Here is a 20,473-nt window from a genome sequence, read left to right as displayed (position 1 = left end):
TTGTTGCTCAACAGGAGAACACACTATGCGTCACGTTGATTTTTCCCCGCTCTATCGTTCGACCGTCGGTTTCGACCGGCTGTTCACCATGCTCGATTCGCTTGCGCAGCCCGAAGGTGCGCAGACCTATCCGCCCTACAACATCGAGCGCACCGGTGAGGATTCTTATCGCATCTCGATGGCGGTCGCCGGCTTCTCGGACGATGAACTCTCGATCGAGGCTCACCGCAACGTTCTGACCGTCAAGGGTGAGCGCAAGGAGGGCAATGGCGAAGGCTCCGAACTGCTCTATCGCGGTATCGCCAGCCGGGCCTTTGAGCGCCGCTTCCAGCTTGCCGACCATGTTGATGTCGTCGGCGCCTCGCTGAAGAACGGCCTGCTCTTCGTCGACCTCAAGCGCAATATCCCCGAGGAGCTGAAGCCGCGCAAGATCGCGATCTCCGCGTCTTCGGCGAAGGCCAAGCAGATCGAGGCCAAGACCGCCGCGTAAGCTGCGTGACAAGGACGACCTAAAGGGACGAAGGGCGGCGCCTGGCGCCGCCCTTTTTGAATTAGATTGCTGCTATCCAGCAATTAGCTCGCCAAAGCGGTCGACCTCTTCGACCGTGGTCGCAAAGCTGGTGACGAAACGATAGAGCGCTTCGTCCTCGCCGATATGGCCGTCAAGGCCGTGCGGCACCCCCCATTCGTAGAATTTGGCGCCGACGGCCTGCAGTCGTGCGGCATTGTCGCGGCTGAGGATTGCGAAGACTTCATTGGCCTGGGGAAGCCAGGCGAGCCGGGCCGAAGCTGTATCCTCAATTGCTGCTGCCAGCCGAGCCGACATGGCGTTGGCGTGTCGCGCGGTTTCCAGCCACAGATCGTTGGCGAAATAGGCTTCGAACTGGGCCGAGATGAAGCGCGACTTGGAAAAGTTCTGGGCGGCGCGCTGGCGCGACAGGCGCAAATCATGCCCCAGGTCTGGATTAAGAACCACGACTGCGTCGGCCATCCAGCAGCCGTTCTTGGTGCCGCCAAAGGAGACGATGTCGACGCCGCTCTTCCAGGTCATTTCCGCCACAGTGGTGTCTATCGCGGCAATCGCGTTGGCGAAGCGCGCGCCGTCCATATGCAGAGGCAACCCATGACGATGGCTCACTTCGGAGATGGCTGTGATCTCGGCGGCGGTGTAGACGGTGCCGACTTCAGTCGCCTGCGTGATCGTGACCGCCATCGGTTGCCCGGCGGGAGTCAGGTCTTGGGAATAGCGCATGATGGCCCTATCGAGCGCCTGCGGATCGATGCGCCCCAATGCCCCCGGCACCGGCGACATACGCGCTCCTCCGGTGTAAAAGCCCGACGCGCCGAATTCATCGACGGTCACATGCGCTTCGGAATGACAGAAGGCGACGCCGCCAATGCGGTTGCACGCGCTCATGGAGAGGGCGTTGGCCGCCGTACCGGTCGCGACGAAGAACACTGCGACCTCGCGTTCGAAGACTTCGCTGAAGCGCCGATAGATGGCGCGGTCCAAGTCGCTGTCGCCGTAAGCAGTGGCAGCACCTGCGGCATGTCGGGATAAATTGGCGGAGATGTCGGGATGGGCGCCTGCCCAATTGTCGGAAGCGAAATTCATGCGTTTGCCTGTGCTGGGAAAATCGAGGCGACCTTGGCCGCTTTCGCATGCCGCCCGCAAGTGCCAAGCGGCGGAAAAGCGGTAAAGCCAGCGAGAGGCCGGGACCTAAAGCGCGTCGCGTTCGGCTAACCTCATGCGACGCGCTTTAGGTTGTTGTTTTCATGCATGTCGTTATCGCAAAACCGCTGAACACTTTTGCGCGACATGCATGAGGTGGACGACTGAAGGTTGCGTTTTGGCCGGGTGGCGCGTAATTTTCTGTCTTTATATGCCCACGATTGTTGTGAATCGGTCTTGTGCGCATCCGCAATTTCTGTCATAAAAATTTAGGACAGTAGTGCTGTCTTATTTTGTCGCACAAAACAGGCTGGATTGGCGTATGATTGGGCCTCTCCGGCCGTTGCCGCGAGCGACAGGTAGACAGCCTGGCTCTGGCCTGTACGATTGCCGGATGCGAGCCAGGCCACCTGGTTCGGCAAGGATTTCGCAAGACGTGCCGCAAGGATGAGAGGGAAGCTCATGCGCTTCCCAACGGAAACCAGCGCCCTAAGGGCGGGGAATGGAGGACAGGACGATGACGGAAGTGACGCCATCTGCGACGAACGGCCCAGCCGCGCAGACGAAAGCGCCAGCCGTCAAAAATCCGTCCATCGCCACTGGCCTGACCAAGATCGGGCGGACCCCTACCGGGTTCGCTGCCCACGGCCTTTACGATCCGCGCAACGAGCACGATGCCTGCGGCGTCGGCTTCATCGTCAATATGAAGGGCGTGAAGTCGCATCAAATCGTCACGGACGGCCTGGCGGTGCTCGAAAATCTGACGCATCGCGGCGCGGTCGGCGCCGACCCGCTGATGGGCGACGGCGCCGGCGTGCTGGTGCAGCTTCCCGACCGCTTCTTCCGCGAGGAGATGGCCAGCCAGGGCGTCGAACTGCCCAAGCCCGGCCATTACGCCGTCGGCCATGTGTTCATGCCGCGCGATCCTGAGCTTCAGGCGCATATCGAAGGCATCATCGCCGAGGTCGCGCAGCTCGAAGGCCAGCCGCTGCTCGGCTTTCGCGACGTGCCGGTCGACAATTCATCGCTATCAAAGGCGCCTGATATCGCTGCTTCCGAACCGGTCCAGCGGCAGGTGTTTCTGGGTCGTGGCGCCGAGGTCGAGAGCGACGACGATTACGAACGGCGGCTCTACATCCTGCGCAAGGTCATTTCCGGCCGTATCCACGAAGAGACCAAGGGCGTCGACAATGGCTTCTACGTCGTGTCGATGTCATCGCGGACCATCGTCTACAAGGGCATGTTCCTGGCCTATCAGGTCGGCGCCTATTACAAGGATCTGACCGATCCGCGTTTCGAGACGGCGCTGATCCTCGTCCACCAGCGTTTCTCGACCAACACCTTCCCGTCGTGGAAGCTGGCGCATCCCTATCGCATGGTCGCCCACAATGGCGAGATCAACACGCTGCGCGGCAACGTCAACTGGATGGCGGCGCGGCAGGCCTCGGTCGATTCCGAACTGTTCGGCAACGACATCTCCAAGCTGTGGCCGATCTCCTATGAGGGGCAGTCGGACACCGCCTGTTTCGACAATGCGCTCGAATTCCTGACTCAGGGCGGCTACTCACTCGCCCACGCGATGATGATGCTGATCCCCGAGGCCTGGGCCGGCAACAAGCTGATGGATCACGATCGCAAGGCCTTTTATGAATACCACGCCGCCCTGATGGAGCCGTGGGACGGGCCGGCGGCGGTGGCCTTCACCGACGGCCGCCAGATCGGCGCCACACTCGACCGCAACGGGCTGCGCCCGGCGCGCTACATCGTCACCGACGACGATCGCGTCATCATGGCCTCGGAAGCCGGCGTGCTGCCGGTGCCGGAGGAAAGGATCGTCAAGAAGTGGCGGCTGCAGCCCGGCCGCATGCTTTTGATCGACCTGGAGAAGGGTCGCATCGTTTCCGACGAGGAGATCAAATCGGAGATCGCGACCCGGCATCCCTACAAGAGCTGGCTCGCCAACACCCAGCTCATCCTCGAAGACCTGAAGCCGGTCGAGCCGCGGGCGCTGCGCAGGGACGTCAGCCTGCTCGATCGCCAGCAGGCGTTCGGCTTTACCCAGGAAGACACCAAGCTGTTGATGTCGCCGATGGCGACCACCGGCCAGGAAGCGGTCGGCTCGATGGGCACCGACACGCCGATTTCGGCGATGTCGGACAGATCGAAGCTGCTCTACACCTATTTCAAGCAGAACTTCGCCCAGGTCACCAACCCGCCGATCGACCCGATCCGCGAGGAACTGGTGATGAGCCTGGTGTCGTTCATCGGGCCGAGGCCTAACATCTTCGACCTCGTCGGCAATTCGCGTCGCAAGCGGCTCGAAGTGCGCCAGCCGATCCTGACCAATGGCGATCTTGAAAAGATCCGCTCCATCGGTCACACGGAGGACCGTTTCGACACCAAGACGATCGACATCACCTATGCGTCGAACGAAGGCGCGGCCGGCATGCAGGGCGCCATCGACCGGCTGTGCGAGCGCGCCGAGGCGGCGGTCGCCGGCGGCTACAACATCATCATCCTGTCAGACCGTCAGCTCGGGCCGGACCGCATCGCCATCCCGGCATTGCTGGCGACGGCGGCGGTCCACCATCATTTGATCCGCAAGGGATTGCGCACATCGGTGGGGCTGGTCGTCGAGTCCGGCGAACCGCGCGAGGTGCATCATTTCTGCTGCCTTGCGGGCTATGGCGCCGAGGCGATCAATCCCTATCTCGCCTTCGACACGCTGCTCGACATGCACAAGCGCCGCGAGCTGCCGGCCGAAGTCGACGCCAATGAGGTCGTCTCCCGCTACATCAAGTCGATCGGCAAGGGCATTCTCAAGGTGATGTCGAAGATGGGCATCTCGACCTACCAGTCCTATTGCGGCGCGCAGATCTTCGACGCCATCGGGCTGAAGACCGATTTCGTGCAAAAATATTTCACCGGCACCGCGACGCTGATCGAAGGCGTCGGGCTGGAAGAGATCGCAGCCGAAACGGTCAGCCGCCACGCCGACGGCTTCGGCAACGACCCGGTGCTGCGCAACAGCCTCGAGGTCGGCGGCGAATACATGTTCCGCATGCGCGGCGAAGCGCATATCTGGTCGCCCGATGCGGTGGCCACCCTGCAGCACGCCGTGCGCCAGGGATCGTGGCAGACGTTCAAGGACTATTCCGCTCAGATCGACAGCGAGACGGCGCGGGCGCAGAGCATTCGCGGCTTGTTCAAGATCAGGCTAGCCGAAGAAACCGGGCGCAAGAAGGTCGCGCTCGACGAGGTCATGTCGGCTGCCGATATCGTCAAGCGGTTCTCGACCGGAGCGATGTCCTTCGGCTCGATTTCCAGGGAAGCGCACACCACGCTGGCGCGCGCCATGAACGCCATCGGCGGCAAGTCGAACACCGGCGAGGGCGGCGAAGAGGCCGACCGTTACCTGCCGTTGCCGGGCGGCGGCAAGAACCCCGAGCGTTCGGCGATCAAGCAGGTCGCTTCCGGGCGTTTCGGCGTGACGGCGGAATATCTGGTGAATTCCGATGTGATGCAGATCAAGGTCGCGCAAGGAGCGAAGCCCGGCGAGGGCGGTCAGCTGCCCGGCCACAAGGTCGATGCCACCATTGCCAAGGTCAGGCATTCGACGCCCGGTGTCGGCCTGATCTCGCCGCCGCCGCATCATGACATCTACTCGATCGAGGATCTGGCGCAGCTCATCTACGACCTCAAGAACGTCAACCCGGCGGCTGATGTCTCGGTCAAGCTGGTCTCCGAAGTCGGTGTCGGCACGGTTGCGGCCGGCGTCGCCAAGGCGCGCGCCGATCACATCACCATTTCCGGCTATGACGGCGGCACCGGCGCATCGCCGCTGACCTCGCTCAAGCACGCCGGCAGCCCGTGGGAAATGGGCCTTGCCGAGACGCACCAGACGCTGGTGCTCAACGGCCTCAGGTCGCGCGTCGCGCTGCAGGTCGATGGCGGCCTGCGCACCGGCCGCGACGTCGTCATCGGCGCGCTGCTTGGCGCCGACGAATTCGGCTTCTCGACCGCGCCGCTGATCGCGGCCGGCTGCATCATGATGCGCAAGTGCCATCTCAACACCTGCCCGGTCGGCGTCGCGACGCAGGATCCGGTGTTGCGCAAGCGCTTCAAGGGCACGCCGGAACATGTCATCAACTTCTTCTTCTATGTGGCGGAAGAAGTCCGGGCGCTGCTCGCCGAGATGGGCTACACCCACCTCGACCAGATCATCGGCGACACCGAACTCTTGGAGAAGCGAGCGCTGATCCAGCACTGGAAGGCGCGCGGGCTCGATTTCAGCAAGATGTTCTTCAAGCCGGATGCCCCGCATGAGGCGGTGCACTGGACCGAGCGGCAGAAGCATCCCATCGACGACGTGCTCGATCGCAAGCTGATCGAGTTGGCCAAGCCGGCGCTGGAAGCCAGGCAGCCGGTCAGCATCGAGCTGCCGATCCGCAATGTCGACCGTTCGACCGGCGCCATGCTGTCGGGCGAAGTGGCAAAGCGCTTCAAGCACAAGGGCCTGCGCGAGGATACGATCTCGGTGAAGCTCACCGGCACGGCCGGCCAGTCCTTTGGCGCCTTCCTGGCGCGCGGGGTTTCGTTCGAGCTGGTCGGTGCGGCCAATGACTACGTCGGCAAGGGCCTGTCGGGCGGCCGCATCGTCATCCGCCCGCCTGAGAACACGAAGATCGTCGCAGCGGAGTCGATCATCGTCGGCAACACGGTGCTTTACGGCGCGACCGAGGGCGAGGCCTATTTCTGCGGCGTCGCCGGCGAGCGTTTTGCGGTTCGCAATTCGGGCGTCGCCGCCGTCGTCGAAGGCGTTGGCGACCATGGCTGCGAGTACATGACCGGCGGCATTGTCGTCGTCATCGGGCAGACCGGCCGCAACTTTGCCGCCGGCATGTCGGGCGGCGTCGCCTATGTGCTCGACGAGGTGGGCGATTTCGCCGAGCGCTGCAACATGGCGATGGTCGAACTGGAACCCGTTCCCGAAGAAGACGACCTGATGGAGAAACTGCTCCATCATGGCGGCGACCTCGACCACAAAGGCCGCGTCGACGTGTCCGGCGACATGACCAGCCATGATGAGGAGCGGCTCTATCAGCTGATCTCGAACCACGTCCATTACACGGGTTCGGTGCGCGGCCGCGAGATCCTCGACAACTGGGCGACTTTCCGGCCGAAATTCCGGAAGATCATGCCGGTCGAATACCGCCGCGCGCTGATCGAAATGGAACGCATGCGCATGGGCGTTGCGGCGGAATAGGCTTTGGGATTTGCCGGGAAGCCAAGCCTCCCGGTCGACGCCTTCATCAACAATCCTGGCCTCGGACTGAAGGTTGCCATGGCTGCCTTATGAGGTTAACGGGTGCGTCGTCGAGCGCGCCATCTGGACAGCAGGGACTGGACTATGGGCAAGGTAACAGGGTTTCTCGAGATCGACCGGCAGGTGCACAAGTACCAGCCGGCTTCCGACCGCATCCGGCATTTTCGCGAGTTCACGCTGCCGATGTCGGACAAGGAAGTCGAGAAACAGGCCGCGCGCTGCATGGATTGCGGCATTCCGTACTGTCACGGGCCGACCGGCTGCCCGGTTCACAACCAGATCCCGGACTGGAACGACCTCGTCTACAATGGCGACTGGGACAATGCGATCCGCAACCTGCATTCGACCAATAATTTCCCGGAATTCACCGGCCGCATCTGTCCGGCACCTTGCGAGGAAGCCTGCACGCTGAACCTCGAGGACATTCCGGTCGCCATCAAGACGATCGAGCAGGCAATCGCCGACAAGGCCTATGAAACCGGTCATATCCGGCCCTATCCGCCGGAAAGGAAGACCGGCAAGCGCGTCGCCGTCATTGGCTCGGGGCCGGCCGGCATGGCGGCCGCCCAGCAGCTTGGCCGCGCCGGCCACGACGTTCACGTTTATGAGCGCGAGAGCCGGCCGGGCGGGCTGATGCGCTACGGCATCCCCGACTTCAAGATCGAGAAGCACTACATCGACCGGCGCATCGAGCAGATGCAAGGCGAGGGCGTGAGCTTCCATTGCGGGATCAATGTCGGCGTCGACAAGCCGGTGGCGGAGCTGCTCGCCGAGTATGATGCGGTGCTCTATTGCGGCGGTTCGGAAACGCCGCGCCCGGCCAACATTCCCGGCGACGATCTCGACGGCGTGCATGACGCGATGCCTTACCTGGTGCAGCAGAACAAGCGCATCGGCGGCGAGCCGATCCAGTCGGTGGCGTGGCCCTCGCCGCCGATCGTCGCCGGCGGCCAGCATGTCGTCGTCGTCGGCGGCGGCGACACCGCGTCCGACTGCGTCGGCACCGCCTTCCGCCAGGGCGCCGTTCGCGTCACCCAGCTCGACATCCGGCCGCAGCCGCCGGAAAAGGAAGACAAGCTTTCGGTCTGGCCCTATTGGGCGACGAAGATGCGCACCTCTTCCTCGCAGGCGGAAGGCGCCGAGCGCGAGTTCCAGGTGGCAACGCTCGAATTCATCGGCGAGGACGACGCGTTGACCGGCGTCAAATGCTGCGAGGTCGATGAAAAGCGCAAGCCGATCGCCGGCACGGAATTCGTCATTCGCGCGGATCTCGCCTTCATCGCTATCGGCTTTGCCGGGCCGGCCGCCGTCGGGCCGGTGTCGGAACTGGCTGGCCAGATGAAGATCGCCATCGACAGCCGCCGCTCGAACAACGTCGAGGCCAATGATCGCGACTACAAGACCAGCGTCGAAAAGCTCTATGCGGCGGGCGATGTGCGCCGCGGTCAATCGCTGGTCGTCTGGGCGATCCGCGAGGGCCGTCAGGCAGCGCGTTCGATCGACGAGGCGCTGATGGGATCGAGCGTGCTGCCGCGCTGAGACCGTTTGGAAACTCTACTCCCGCGGCCATCTGAGGGCGTTTTCTGCGCTGCCGGCGCCCGGAGCAGGTTTAATGCATGTCGCGCAAAAGTGTGCAGCGGTTTTGCGATAACGACATGCTTAAACAACAACCTAAAGCGCGTCGCATGAGGCCGGTCACACGCGACGGCTTTAGGGAGTGATCGCCGTGGTCGTTTCGGGCACGGCCGCCGCCGCAGGCTGCTTCCTTGGCGGCCAGGAGAAATCGTCGGCGCGTCCGGGCGAAGCAGCTGATACCTTGCCCTCGACGACGAGTTTTTCGCCGGGCCCGTCCGCCTTTGCCGGCGCTGCGGCGCCGAGAAGTTCCGTACCGCCGTCGAGTGCCGGATCGTTGAGCAGCATCGGCACGGTGCGATCGACGGCCATGGGTGTCGGCGCCGGCGCCTCGACGGGAGCGCCGGCTGGCGCATAAGCTGCCAGTGTGCCCGGGGGCGCGGTCATTCCAAGGATCTTCATCAAGGGTTTTTCGGCATAGAAGGCGAGCTTGCGTTTGCCGGCTTTCGACACACGGATGCCGTCGTCGGTGCGCAGGCGCACCGGCTGGCCGTTGATATCAGGCCCGCTGGTAACAAAGGCGCCTTCCTCGTCGACGAAACCGTCCCAGATGTCGACGAATTCGCCGCCATGGCTCTCGGCCGTCGAGCGGTAGATGTCGTTGAAAGCCAGCATGTCGGAGGTCATCTTCGGCGCCTTGAAGGCCGGCATGCCGACCCACAGATACGGCACCTTGGCCGATGCGATGGCCTTGCCGAACGCTTCGGTACGGCGTTCGTACTCCTTGGTCCACTCTTCGGACCGTGGCTGTTCGCGTTCACCGTTCACGCGCATCTGCTGCCGATCGTTGGAACCCAGCATGACGATCACGGCCGCGGGCTTTTCGGTCTCGATCAGCGACTTGATCTGTTCGGGCCAGTTGTAGAAATCGTCACGCACGAAACCGGACGAACCGTTGCTGCGGACGACGATCCTGACCTTGTTGTTTTCGGCAAAGGCGGTATCGAGACCTTCGGCGAGGCCGGTCGCCATGAAATCGCCGACCACCAGAACGGTGCGGGCATCCGGCGCCTTCTCGACAATGGGGGCTGCCGGCTCAGCCGGCCGGCGCGGCGCGGCACGCGGCTTTCTGACTTTTGGCTTCCGCGGCCCGATCCTCTGAATCACTCGCGGCTGAATCAGTCGCGGCGGCTCCACTCGCTCGCTTCGGCGCAGAAACAACAAGTCGCGCAGCGACCAGCCACGCCTTTGTTCTTCCTGCGCCACGGCCGGCGTGTGAAAGACGGCGGCAGTGCTGACGGCCAGAACGGCAATAGCCAGAATCAGGATCGGCACGCGACGAAGGATCACACGGATACGCGCAGCCGAAACCAATTACCGTCTCCATCCCTTAAGAGCGCCGGACGCTGATACAACCGTGCCGCCGCTCTATCTTAGTTGAGCATCGGATTTCCTCAAAACCGGTTTGGGTCCGATGCTCCAGGTCTGCCCTATGCGAGGCTAGTTCTGCCTGAGCGATTTGAGCACTTCCATGCTCGGATGTCCGTCCTGGGTCAAGCCAGCCTTTGCCTGGAAGGCCATGATGGCGGCTCTCGATCCCTCGCCGATCTTGCCGTCGAACTTGCCGTCGTAGTAGCCGTACTGGGAAAGCCGTTGCTGAAGCTCCTGCCTCTCCTCGAAGGAGAGCTTCGTGAAAGGCCGCTTCCAGTCCTGCACAAGCCCGCCATAGCCGGCGATTTCGTCGGCAAGAAGGCCGACGGCAACCGCATATTTGTCGGCATTGTTGTAGCGCTTGATGACCGAAAAATTCTTGACCATCAGGAAAGCCGGGCCGCCGCGGCCGCCTGGCACCTTCAGCGTGGCCTTCTCCGCACTATTCTTGAACGGCTTGCCGTTGACACGCGTGACACCCAGCGCTTGCCATTGCGACAACGACTTCGATCCGGCCGGGAACTTCTTTCCGTCGGGGAGGCTGACTTCATAGCCCCAGGTCTTGCCGGCCTGCCAGCCGTTCTTCCTGAGCAGATTGGCGGCCGTTGCCAATGCATCGGGAATCGAATTCCAGATGTCGCGCTTGCCGTCGCCGTCCATGTCGACCGCATAGGCCTGATAGCTGGTGGGAATGAACTGGGTATGGCCCATGGCGCCGGCCCATGAGCCACTGAGGTGGCTTTTATCGATGTCGCCCCTTTGCAGGATCTTCAGCGCCGCGATCAACTGCGTGCGGGCAAATTTCGATCGTCTCGAATCGGCATAGCCAAGCGTGGCCAGCGAACGCACGACGTTGCGCATGACATCGTCGCGCTTGAGGATTTCGCCGTAGTTCGATTCCATCGACCAGATTGCCAGCAGGATGTGACGGTCGACGCCGTATCTTGCCTCGATCCTGTCCAGCCACGGCTTCCACTTCCTGGCCATCTGCTTGCCAACAGCGACCGACTGGTCATGGACGCGGTTGTCGAAATAGTCCCAGGCGGGCGCGGTGAATTCGGGTTGATAACGCGCTTTTTCCAGCACGACCGGGTCGGCATCGCTGATGCCCTCGAATGCGCGGTCGTAAACGGCGCCGGAAACGCCGCTGCGCACCGCGGTGGCGCGGAAGCTCGCCACCCATTGCCGGAAACCGGCGTCGGCAAAAGCCGATCCGGTGGGCATCAGCAAGGCAAACGAAAGGCTGGCGGCCGCAACGATGCTGGTGAAGCGCTTTGCGGCGTCGCGAACGGACATCTTTTCCTCCTTCTTCATCACAGGAAGATCATTCATCGCCGAACCCGGTTAGCATTTAGTTTACCATAGGTGCCGTTGGGAACGAAAAGGCGGGCTGGTGCTTTACGGACTACAGATTTTTTCTGACCAGCCGTTCCATAATCCCAGATTCCGGCACGAAAATGTCTTGAAGCGGGATTGCCGAACAACCATAGAAGCGGATATTTGACAGCATGAAGAGAGTTCGCAAGGCAGTTTTCCCGGTTGCTGGCCTCGGCACGCGTTTTCTCCCGGCCACCAAGGCCATACCCAAGGAAATGCTGACCGTCGTCGACAGGCCAGTCATCCAGTATGTGGTCGACGAGGCACGCGAAGCCGGCATCGAGCATTTCATCTTCGTGACCGGACGCAACAAGGCGGTCATCGAGGACCATTTCGACGTTCAGTTCGAACTCTATGACACGCTCGCCCAGCGCGGCAAGGACGACGAGCTCGCCCGCCTGCAGCGGCTGCAACCTTCGCCAGGGCAGACCAGCTTCACCCGCCAGCAGGTGCCGCTTGGCCTTGGCCATGCCGTCTGGTGTGCCCGCGAGCTGGTCGGCGACGAGCCCTTCGCGCTGCTTTTGCCCGATATGATCATGCAGTCTGAAAAAAGCTGCATGAAGGAGATGGTCGAGCTTTATGCCGAGACCGGCAACAACATCGTTGCGGTTCAGGAATGCGACCCCGCCGAGGCCCATAAATACGGCATCGTCGGCCGCGGCGAGGATACGCATCACGGTTTCCGCATTACCGGCATGGTGGAGAAGCCGAAGACCGGCACGGCACCCTCCAATCTATACATCAACGGGCGCTACATCCTGCAGCCGGAGATATTTGGGATACTCGAAGGCCAGGAGAAGGGCGCCGGCAACGAGATACAACTCACCGATGCGATGCTGAAGCTGGAGAAGCAGCAGCCCTTCTATGGCTGCCACTACCGGGGGCGCACCTTCGATTGCGGATCGCCGGAAGGCTTTGTCGAGGCCAACGTCGCCTTCGCGCTGTGGCGCAGCGACATAAACGGACGCATGGCGGGCGTTATCAGCAAGCTTCTCGACGAGATGAAACCGTCAGAGCAGCGGGGCGCGGCGTTCTAACCCCGGGCTAATGCATGCGCGCAAAGGCATGCCCTCGAGCCGAGGGTGCGCAGCGGTTTTGCGATAACGACAGGCATAAAACAAGGTTTCTCGAAACCACCGTTCCCGCCACGGCCTGACTTGAATCTCGACATGCCCCAAACCTCCAACGGCTTGGTTTACGGCTGCAGCGTCACCCCGACAAAGATGCTGTGGGCGGCGTAGTCGCGACCCTCCAGGTTGCTGGTCTGTTTTTCAGTTCTGGCGCGGGTGGTCAGTCCGGCATATCGGTTCAGCCACCATGTCAGTCCGGCCTCGGCGCTCAGTATCAGATCATGGCCATCGGACCCGACGTAGTCGCGCCAGCCCACGCCGAGAGCTGCGTTCCCGATCAGGTTGGCGCGGATTTCCCGCTCGCCCGTCAGGAGGCCGGAGTAAAGGATGTCGCCGCTTTCGTCGGGGGTTGTCGTGCCCTCGACGGTCGTTTGTCCGATGAGGCCGATCGTGGTGCCGCGTTCCGGCGACCATCTGAGGTCGGCGTTCACCGTGGCACCCGAAATTGCCGGCAGCCGGTCGTCGTCGAACGCCTCCCGCAGCCAGCCGGCCGAGAATTCGCCGGCAAGCTTCTCGCCGAGGTCGAGATCGGCGCCGGCCCGAACCCCAAGTCCCGTCGAGGATCGTTCGAAACCGTTGCTGTCGACGCGCAAATCATAGATGCGGCGGCCGATTTCGATTTCGGTGAAGGGGGTGATAGCGGGGGAAATCTCGTAGCCGGTGCGCAAGGTGGCGGTATAGAGCGTCGAGTCACGGTCTTTCTGCGACAGCGTTCCGCCCGTCGAAAGCTTGGCGTCGCCGTAGATGTCGTGCTCGACTGCGCCGGTCAGGGCGAAGCGCATCTTGCCGGTATCCTTCTCGACCGCGAGGCTGCCGTTGATGCTCTGGCGCACCGGCTGCTCGACGGTGCCTTCGATGACGACCGGCGAGGAAGCCGTTTCCGGCGCCGCCTCATAACCAAGGCTGGCGATAGCGCGCAGATCGTTGTCGAGGTCGACATCGAGCGTGCCATCGACACGGCCCCGTGCCTCCTCAACCTCGTCGCCCGATATGGTCTTGAGAAAGATGCCATAGCCGTCGATGACAGCCGAATTCTCCCGCCAGTCGGTGATGGCATTGAAGCGCAGCGCCGTTTCGGACAGCAGGGCCGGTTTGCCTTCGGTGCTTGAATCGGCATTCGACGACGCCGTCAGGCCTTGCTCGAGCGTCGGCCTGATCACGAAGGAGCCGAGTTTGATGCCGGTGGCGGCGAACGGGTCGTCCTCGGTCCTCCTGTCCTGACCTTCGATGGCTTCGGCGCGCTCGGCGCCCGGATCAAGCTGCTGCCTGTCGGTGGAATCGATGGTCACGGCACGGGAATTGATTGGGTCCTGGTCCGTCTCGGCGGTGTCCTCGTCGTCCGTCGTGGCCGCAGTCGCGGCGGCGGCTTGTGTCTCGGCGGCCTCCTCCTGATCGGCTGCGCGTTGCGTTACGCTCGATGGCCGGCGCGACGGGATTGGAGCGGGCGTGTCCGCAAACGCATCGTCGGTGGCTTCCGGCGGATCAAAAATGCTGCCGGTCGCGGGTGCCGTGTCGTCGTCCTGCACGGCGCCCGGGCTGGCCGGCTGATAGATGGGCGCCGGCGCATTGCTCTGGGTAGCCGCGCCGGCCTGTGCCGTCTGATCCTGGGCGCTGGCTAGGCTCAACTGCCTGGTCTTGCTTTGCTGGTCGTCCAGAATTGCCGATTCCGAAACCTCGCCGCGCAGCTCGGTTACCTGGGCATAGGGCTGCGCAGGCCGCAGCAAGGCGAAGACGCTGGTCGCCAGCAGCAAGGCGCAGACCGTCTTACCGTTTCGTCCTCTTTTCTTTTCAGGCTGGGCCCCGGACATCGCCACCACTGCTTGCGCGGCGCACGCGCGCCATACTTACCGAACCGTAAATGGGGATGGTTAACGGGGGGTTGAGCGGGGGTCGATCAAAGCCCACTGGATAGCTACCCGATGGCAATTCCGTTGGACAGGCGCGCGGCAAAGCGCTAATCGCATCAGCCATGCATGCGGGATCCCCAGACAAGAAGCGGCTCGATGGGCAGGCTTCGATCGCCTCGGCGCTTAGAACGGTAGCGACCGAGCAGGCCGGTGTCGCGGCGCTGGCGGCCGCGCTCGAAAACGGATTGACCGAACCGTTCGCGCGCGCCGTCGATATGGTGTCGCATATCGCGGGCCGCGTCATCGTCACCGGCGTTGGCAAGAGCGGCCATATCGGCTCAAAGATCGCGGCGACGCTCGCCTCGACCGGCACGCCGGCTTTCTTCGTCCATTCTGCCGAAGCCAATCATGGCGACCTCGGCATGATCGCCAGGGACGACGCCATCATCGCCATGTCGTGGTCGGGCGAGAGCCGCGAGCTCAAGGGCATCATCGCCTATTCCAGGCGCTTCTCGATTCCGCTGATCGCAGTCACCGCCGGAGAGCGATCGGCGCTGGCGCGGGCGGCCGATGTGGTGCTTTTGCTGCCGCGTGCGCCGGAAGCCTGCCCGCACGGCCTGGCGCCGACGACATCGACGCTGCTGCAACTGGTGATCGGCGATGCACTGGCCATCGCGTTGCTCGAAGCGCGCGGCTTCACGCCGGATCATTTCCGCACCTTCCATCCCGGTGGGCAACTTGGCGCCAATCTGACGCAGATCCGCGACATCATGCATGTCGGCGACAGGCTGCCGCTGGTGCCTTCCGGCACTGGAATGCACGAAGCGATCCTCGAATTGTCGCGCAAGGGGTTTGGCTGCGTGGCGATAACCGCTGCGGATGGTGCGCTGATCGGCATCATCACCGACGGCGACATCAGGCGCCACATCGGCAGCAATCTTCTGGCGATGAGCGTCGATCAGGTCATGACCAAGGAGCCGAAGACGGCCGGACCGGATACGCTGGTGGCGACCGCGCTGCAGACGATCAACAGTTCGACCATCTCCAGCCTGATGGTTGTCGAAGGCAGACGGCCGGTCGGACTTGTCCATCTGCACGATCTGCTGCGCATCGGCGCGGCCTGAGAGACATCAGGCCTGTTTGAAAAGTCGCCCACCGAGATGGTGGGATCAGTCCAGGACCGCCTCGACCGTCAGTTCCAGATCGGTGTCGGCCGCGCCCGTCACGCGCACCTGCGTGCCGGCCGGCAGGTCGGGGCCTGAGACGCGCCATAGCGTGTCGCCCAGCTTTATGCGGCCGCGGCCGTCCTTGATCGGCTCGGCCAGCGTCGCCATCCTGCCGATCATTTGTTCGCCGCGGCGGTTGAGCAGTGGCTGATCGGTGCCATCATCGCGCCCACCCACCAGTCTCTTGCCGACATAGGTTGAAACCAGCGACATCGCCAGGAAAGCGAGAACCTGGATCTGCCAGGTCCAGAAGTCCGCGCCCCAGATGAGCAGGGACACCACGCCGATCAGCAGCGCGGCGATGCCGATCCACAGCATGAATATGCCCGGTGCGACGACCTCCATCACCAGGAGGACGAAGCCGAGAACCATCCAAACCCAGGGGCCGAGTTCGGAAATGATGCGTTCGAACATGGCCTCAGGTCTCGCTGGGACGAACCACGGGCGGGCGTACAGCTTGCCGCGTGGTGCCGGCAGTGCCCTCGCTGCCGAAAACTTCCTTGGCGATCGCGCCGATGCCGCCGAGCGTGCCGATCAATGATGAAGCTTCCATCGGCATCAGCACGACCTTGCTGTTGGTGGCAGAGCCGATTCTGGTCAGCGCTTCGGTGTATTTCAGCGCAACGAAGTAGTTGAGCGCCTGCACGTCGCCCTTGGCGATCGCTTCCGACACCACTTGGGTGGCGCGGGCCTCGGCCTCGGCCGAGCGTTCGCGCGCCTCGGCGTCGCGGAAGGCGGCTTCCTTGCGGCCCTCGGCTTCCAGGATCTGCGACTGCTTGAGGCCTTCGGCGTCGAGGATCTGCGCGCGCTTGTTGCGCTCGGCCATCATCTGGCGCCCCATCGATTCGACGAGATTGGCCGGTGGATTGATGTCCTTGATCTCGACGCGGGTGATCTTGATGCCCCAGGGATGTGCCGCCTCGTCGACGACGCGCAGCAGGCGTTCGTTGATGGCGTCGCGGTTCGACAAAAGCTCGTCGAGGTCCATCGAGCCCATCACGGTACGGATGTTGGTCATCGTCAGGTTGAGGATGGCGTTCTCCAGCCCGGCGACCTGGTAGGCAGCCTGCGCCGCGTTGAGCACCTGGTAGAAGGCGACGCCGTCGACGGCGACGGTGGCGTTGTCGCGGGTGATGATCTCCTGGGTCGGGACGTCGAGCACCTGCTCCATCATGTTCAACTTGGCGCCGATGCGGTCGACGAACGGCACGATGAGGTTGAGGCCGGGGCTCAATGTCTTGGTATAACGGCCAAAGCGTTCGACGGTGTAATTGTAGCCTTGCGGGATTGTCCGGATGCCTTTGAAAAGCACGAGCACGACAAGAGCGACAAGAACAAGAAGCGCGATATCGAAACCACTGAAATCCATTTGGCTCTCCCTCAGATGCCGGCCACGGAAATGTTTCAACGCGACCGACTTCACCAAACACTTAAGTGTGTTTCAGGAACGTTACAATCAGGTGATAGTGGATAACCAGTGCATAGAAAGCCGGTTAGCGGTGCTCGATTGTATCCGCTTCACACCCATCCCGACAGTTCGCGCCGCACCATCGCCTCGATCACCGCCATGCCCTCGGCACTGTCGTTGAGGCAGGGAATATGCGCGAACTTCTCGCCGCCGGAATGATGGAAGGTCTCGGCCGCCTCCCTGCCGATCTCGTCCAGCGTCTCGATGCAGTCGACAGAAAAGCCCGGATTGACGACGGCGATCGATCTCACGCCTTCTGCGGGCAATTTCTCGACCGTCTCGTCGGTGTAAGGCTGCAGCCATTCCTGCGCACCGAAGCGCGACTGGAACGTGGTGATCAGCTTCTTCTCATCCCAGCCGAGCTTTTCACGCAGCAGCCGGGTCGTCTCCAGGCAATGGGCCTGATAGGGGTCGCCCTTGTCGGAATAGGATTTCGGAATGCCGTGATAGGAGGCGATGACCACTTCCGGCTCGAAATCGAGCGTCGCCAGATGGCGCTCGATCGAACGGGCAAGCGCCTCGATATAAACCGGTTCGGCATAGTAGGGCGGCACGCTGCGGATCGCCGGGGCGCGGCGCATCTTCATCAGCGCGCGAAACAGCTGGTCGTTGGCGGTCGCGGTGGTGGTCGCGGAATATTGCGGATAAAGCGGAAAAGACAGAATGCGGTCGCAGCCCTGCGCGACCAGCCCTTTGGCGACGCTCTCGGTCGAAGGATTGCCGTAACGCATTGCCCAGGCGACGCTGACGCCGGACAGGTCGCGCAGCGCCTCGGCCAGCTTTTCGCTCTGAGCGCGGGTGTAGGTGCGCAGCGGCGACTCGTTACGCTGCCGGTTCCAGATCCTGGCATAATTGGCGCCCGACTTCTTCGGCCGTGTGGTGAGAACCAGCCCGTAGAGGATCGGGTACCAGATCGCCTTGTTGAGCTCGATGACGCGCGGATCGGACAGGAATTCCCTGAGATAGCGCCACATCGGCTTGAATTCGGTGCCGTCGGGCGTGCCGAGATTAACCAGCATGACGCCGATCCTGCCCGCCCCGACCGGCGGCTGTCCTGCCGGCAGCGGGCCGAGGACCTTCGCGGCCTTGGGATCGGCAGGGTTGGAAGGCGTCATAAGGGATCTCCGGACACCGCGCGAAACTAGCGATGCCGCACCGGTTTTCAATGCAGCGTCTGGCCGCACCTTATCTTAGCTTGGGAGGCTAAAGCAGAAAAACCCGCCCGGTTTGCCGGACGGGTCTTCCAACAATGACAGAAGAATTCAGTTTGCGGCCGGGATGGTCAAGGTTGCGCCGACGGGAAGGCGGCGCGGCTCGTAGTCCTTGTTGGCGTCGGAAATCGTTTTCCACTTGGCGCCATCGCCATAGGCCTTTTCCGCCAAATCCCAATAGGTGTCGCCGGCAACGATCACATGGCTGCTTTCGGCCGGCTTTGCCGGCTCGGCAGGCACAGCCTCGGCTGGCTTGGCTGGCTCGGCAGGTGCCGGAGAAGCCGGGGCGGGTTCCGCCGGCACGGCTGGCGGTGTCGTGGCAATATCGTCCGAACCGGCCGGCGGTTCGGGCATCGCCGGCTCCGCAGTTGCGGCTGGAGCCGTTTCTGCTGGTTTTGCGGGCTCGGCCGGAGCGGGAGCCTCGCCCGGCTTCGCCGGTTTCTGGGCCGATTCCTGCGCCGGTTCCGCCGCGGCGGCGGCCGTGATTTCGGTAATGCGGCCATCGAGCTTCGGCGTATAGGGCCGATGCGCGTCGAGATAATCGGCGACCACCTGTTCGAGGCCCGGACCGTAATCGTAGGCGTTCCTGGCCTTGTCGGCAAAGACCTTGTAGCCGTCGCCGCCCTGGCGCACATAGTTGTTGGTGGCGACCAGGTAATCCTTGTCCGGATTGATCGGCGTCCACGCGCCGCCTTGCATGACCTCGACCGACTTGACGCGCCCGGCATTCGCGGTGGCCGATTTGTCGAATGAATACTTCAGGCCGGCAACCTGCGGGAAGCGTCCGGCGCCGTCCTCGATCTGGCTGAGACCGTTCTCCAGCCCGGCGACCAGATCCTTGCCGGAAATCTGGAAGGTCGCCACTGTGTTCTGGAATGGCAGCACGTTCAGCACCTCGCCCATGGTGACAGTGCCCTGGTCGATCGAAGCACGCAGGCCACCGCCATTCGTGATGACGATCTCGACACCCTGGTCCTTGACGCGGTCGAGGACGGCATCGGAGACGAGATTGCCCATCTCGCACTCGCGGGTGCGGCAGTTCTCACGGCTGCCGTCGATCGCCTTGGTGGTTTCGGCGACCTCCTGGTTCTTCAACGCCTCGATCGGCGCGCCGAGCTCCTTGATGCGGGCAAGCACGGCGGGGTCTGGCGTGATCGATTTGTCGAGGTGGATCGGGTCGCCGCTGGCTTGCTTGACGACACCGTTGTCATCGAACACGACCTTGAACTCGCCGAGATATTTCGAATAGGACGCCGCCTGGACGACCGGCACCTTGTAGCCGTCCGGATTGTCGACCATCGTCGGGTAGGGGCCTTCAGCCTTGGGGTCGGTGTTGGACAGCAGCGAATGGCTGTGGCCGCCAACCACCACGTCGATACCCGGGATCTTGGCGATGACGTCGCGCTCTCGCTTGTAGCCGATATGGGTGACCGCGATGATCTTGTTGACGCCTTCTCCCTTCAGCCTCTCGACCTCTGATGTGATCAACTTGACGTCGTCCTCGATCGTGACGGCAGGGCCTGGCGAAGCGAGCTCCGGCGTGTCGTTGGTGACCGCGCCGATGACGCCGATCTTCTGGCCGCCGACCTCGATCACAACAGACGGTTTCACGCGGTCACCGAGCCTGGATTGCGCGTTGGCCTTCACATTGGCGCCGAGCACCGGAAACTTGATCATATCCAGGAACGGCGCCAGCGCCGCCTCGCCATCGTCGAACTCGTGATTGCCGACCGCCATGGCGTCGAATTCCATCTGGTTGAGGAATTCGCCTTCGGTCTTGCCCTTGTAGGTGATGTAGAAGAGCGAACCCTGGAAATTGTCGCCGGCGCTGAGCAGCAGCACGTTTTGGCCTTCCAGCTTCTTGCGCTCCTGGGCGATCGCCGTGATCAGCCGCGCCGCGCCGCCGGTGCACTCGCCCTTGGTCTCCTCTTCGGCCGAGCAGGTCGATTCATATTTGTTGTTGCTTTCGATACGGCTGTGCCAGTCGTTGATGTGCAGGATGTTCAGCGTGTAGTCGGCAAAGGACATGCCGGTCGACAGGCCAAGCGTCGACGCCGACAGGGCGGCAATGGCGGCGATCTTCTTCATCTTCGTCTCCCTGATGACCTGTTTAACGCCCCTGCTTGACTGGAACATAACCGCCAGCTTTTCGCCCATGTTCACATCGCGTTTTAGCCGATGCAAGCGGAATCGGGCCCAGCTTTGCCGGCACA

Annotated in this window: 13 protein-coding genes; 5 read left to right on the top strand and 8 right to left on the bottom strand. The window is 62.7% G+C overall.

Annotation, left to right across the window (positions count from 1 at the left end; genetic code table 11):
• Positions 1–25: 25 nt before the first annotated feature.
• On the top strand, positions 26–490 hold the full coding sequence (locus BQ8794_RS20000) for an Hsp20 family protein (protein WP_077380347.1): 465 nt from the start codon (positions 26–28) through the stop codon (positions 488–490).
• 72 nt (positions 491–562) lie between these two features.
• Here the strand turns inward: BQ8794_RS20000 and BQ8794_RS19995 are convergent, their stop codons facing one another.
• Entirely contained in the window at positions 563–1,615 is a 1,053-nt protein-coding gene (locus BQ8794_RS19995) for a threonine aldolase family protein (RefSeq protein WP_077380346.1), read from the bottom strand.
• Between the two features lie 574 nt (positions 1,616–2,189).
• On the opposite strand from BQ8794_RS19995, the gene gltB reads away from it, so the two are divergent.
• Together gltB and BQ8794_RS19985 are read left to right on the top strand one after the other, a co-directional pair.
• Positions 2,190–6,938, top strand: coding sequence for a glutamate synthase large subunit (gene gltB, locus BQ8794_RS19990; RefSeq protein ID WP_077380456.1), 4,749 nt, complete (start codon positions 2,190–2,192; stop codon positions 6,936–6,938).
• A 144-nt stretch (positions 6,939–7,082) separates the two neighbouring features.
• Positions 7,083–8,537: a glutamate synthase subunit beta gene (locus tag BQ8794_RS19985; protein ID WP_077380345.1), complete on the top strand. Its 1,455-nt coding sequence runs from the start codon at positions 7,083–7,085 to the stop codon at positions 8,535–8,537.
• 171 nt (positions 8,538–8,708) lie between these two features.
• On the opposite strand, the gene BQ8794_RS19980 is transcribed toward BQ8794_RS19985, so the two are convergent.
• Together BQ8794_RS19980 and BQ8794_RS19975 are read right to left on the bottom strand one after the other, a co-directional pair.
• The gene (locus tag BQ8794_RS19980; protein WP_077380344.1) at positions 8,709–9,944 is read right to left on the bottom strand and encodes an SGNH/GDSL hydrolase family protein; all 1,236 of its coding nucleotides are present in this window, start codon (positions 9,942–9,944) and stop codon (positions 8,709–8,711) included.
• A gap of 126 nt (positions 9,945–10,070) precedes the next feature.
• Positions 10,071–11,297, bottom strand: coding sequence for a lytic murein transglycosylase (locus BQ8794_RS19975; RefSeq protein ID WP_077380455.1), 1,227 nt, complete (start codon positions 11,295–11,297; stop codon positions 10,071–10,073).
• A gap of 212 nt (positions 11,298–11,509) precedes the next feature.
• On the opposite strand from BQ8794_RS19975, the gene galU reads away from it, so the two are divergent.
• Positions 11,510–12,415 carry a UTP--glucose-1-phosphate uridylyltransferase GalU gene (galU, locus tag BQ8794_RS19970; protein WP_077380343.1) on the top strand — a complete coding sequence of 302 codons (906 nt, stop codon included), beginning with the start codon at positions 11,510–11,512 and terminating at the stop codon, positions 12,413–12,415.
• A gap of 158 nt (positions 12,416–12,573) precedes the next feature.
• Here the strand turns inward: galU and BQ8794_RS19965 are convergent, their stop codons facing one another.
• Complete coding sequence (locus tag BQ8794_RS19965) at positions 12,574–14,316, bottom strand: outer membrane beta-barrel protein (RefSeq protein ID WP_077380454.1); 1,743 nt, start codon at positions 14,314–14,316, stop codon at positions 12,574–12,576.
• A gap of 161 nt (positions 14,317–14,477) precedes the next feature.
• On the opposite strand from BQ8794_RS19965, the gene BQ8794_RS19960 reads away from it, so the two are divergent.
• On the top strand, positions 14,478–15,479 hold the full coding sequence (locus BQ8794_RS19960) for a KpsF/GutQ family sugar-phosphate isomerase (RefSeq protein ID WP_077380342.1): 1,002 nt from the start codon (positions 14,478–14,480) through the stop codon (positions 15,477–15,479).
• 45 nt (positions 15,480–15,524) lie between these two features.
• Here BQ8794_RS19960 and BQ8794_RS19955 read toward each other — a convergent pair whose 3' ends face one another.
• The 4 genes from BQ8794_RS19955 to BQ8794_RS19940 form a co-directional block, all read right to left on the bottom strand.
• Positions 15,525–15,995 carry an NfeD family protein gene (locus tag BQ8794_RS19955; protein WP_077380341.1) on the bottom strand — a complete coding sequence of 157 codons (471 nt, stop codon included), beginning with the start codon at positions 15,993–15,995 and terminating at the stop codon, positions 15,525–15,527.
• Between the two features lie 4 nt (positions 15,996–15,999).
• Complete coding sequence (locus tag BQ8794_RS19950) at positions 16,000–16,950, bottom strand: SPFH domain-containing protein (RefSeq protein WP_077380340.1); 951 nt, start codon at positions 16,948–16,950, stop codon at positions 16,000–16,002.
• 149 nt (positions 16,951–17,099) lie between these two features.
• Entirely contained in the window at positions 17,100–18,164 is a 1,065-nt protein-coding gene (gene hemH / locus BQ8794_RS19945) for a ferrochelatase (RefSeq protein WP_077380339.1), read from the bottom strand.
• A 147-nt stretch (positions 18,165–18,311) separates the two neighbouring features.
• Positions 18,312–20,348 (bottom strand): bifunctional metallophosphatase/5'-nucleotidase, encoded by a 2,037-nt coding sequence (locus tag BQ8794_RS19940; RefSeq protein WP_077380453.1) that lies wholly within the window; start codon positions 20,346–20,348, stop codon positions 18,312–18,314.
• Between the last annotated feature and the right edge of the window lie 125 nt (positions 20,349–20,473).

This window comes from Mesorhizobium prunaredense (genome assembly GCF_900156895.1).
Taxonomy (GTDB): Bacteria; Pseudomonadota; Alphaproteobacteria; order Rhizobiales; family Rhizobiaceae; genus Mesorhizobium; species Mesorhizobium prunaredense.
Note: the sequence above shows the minus strand (reverse complement) of the source record. Positions and strands in the feature narration are given on the sequence as shown.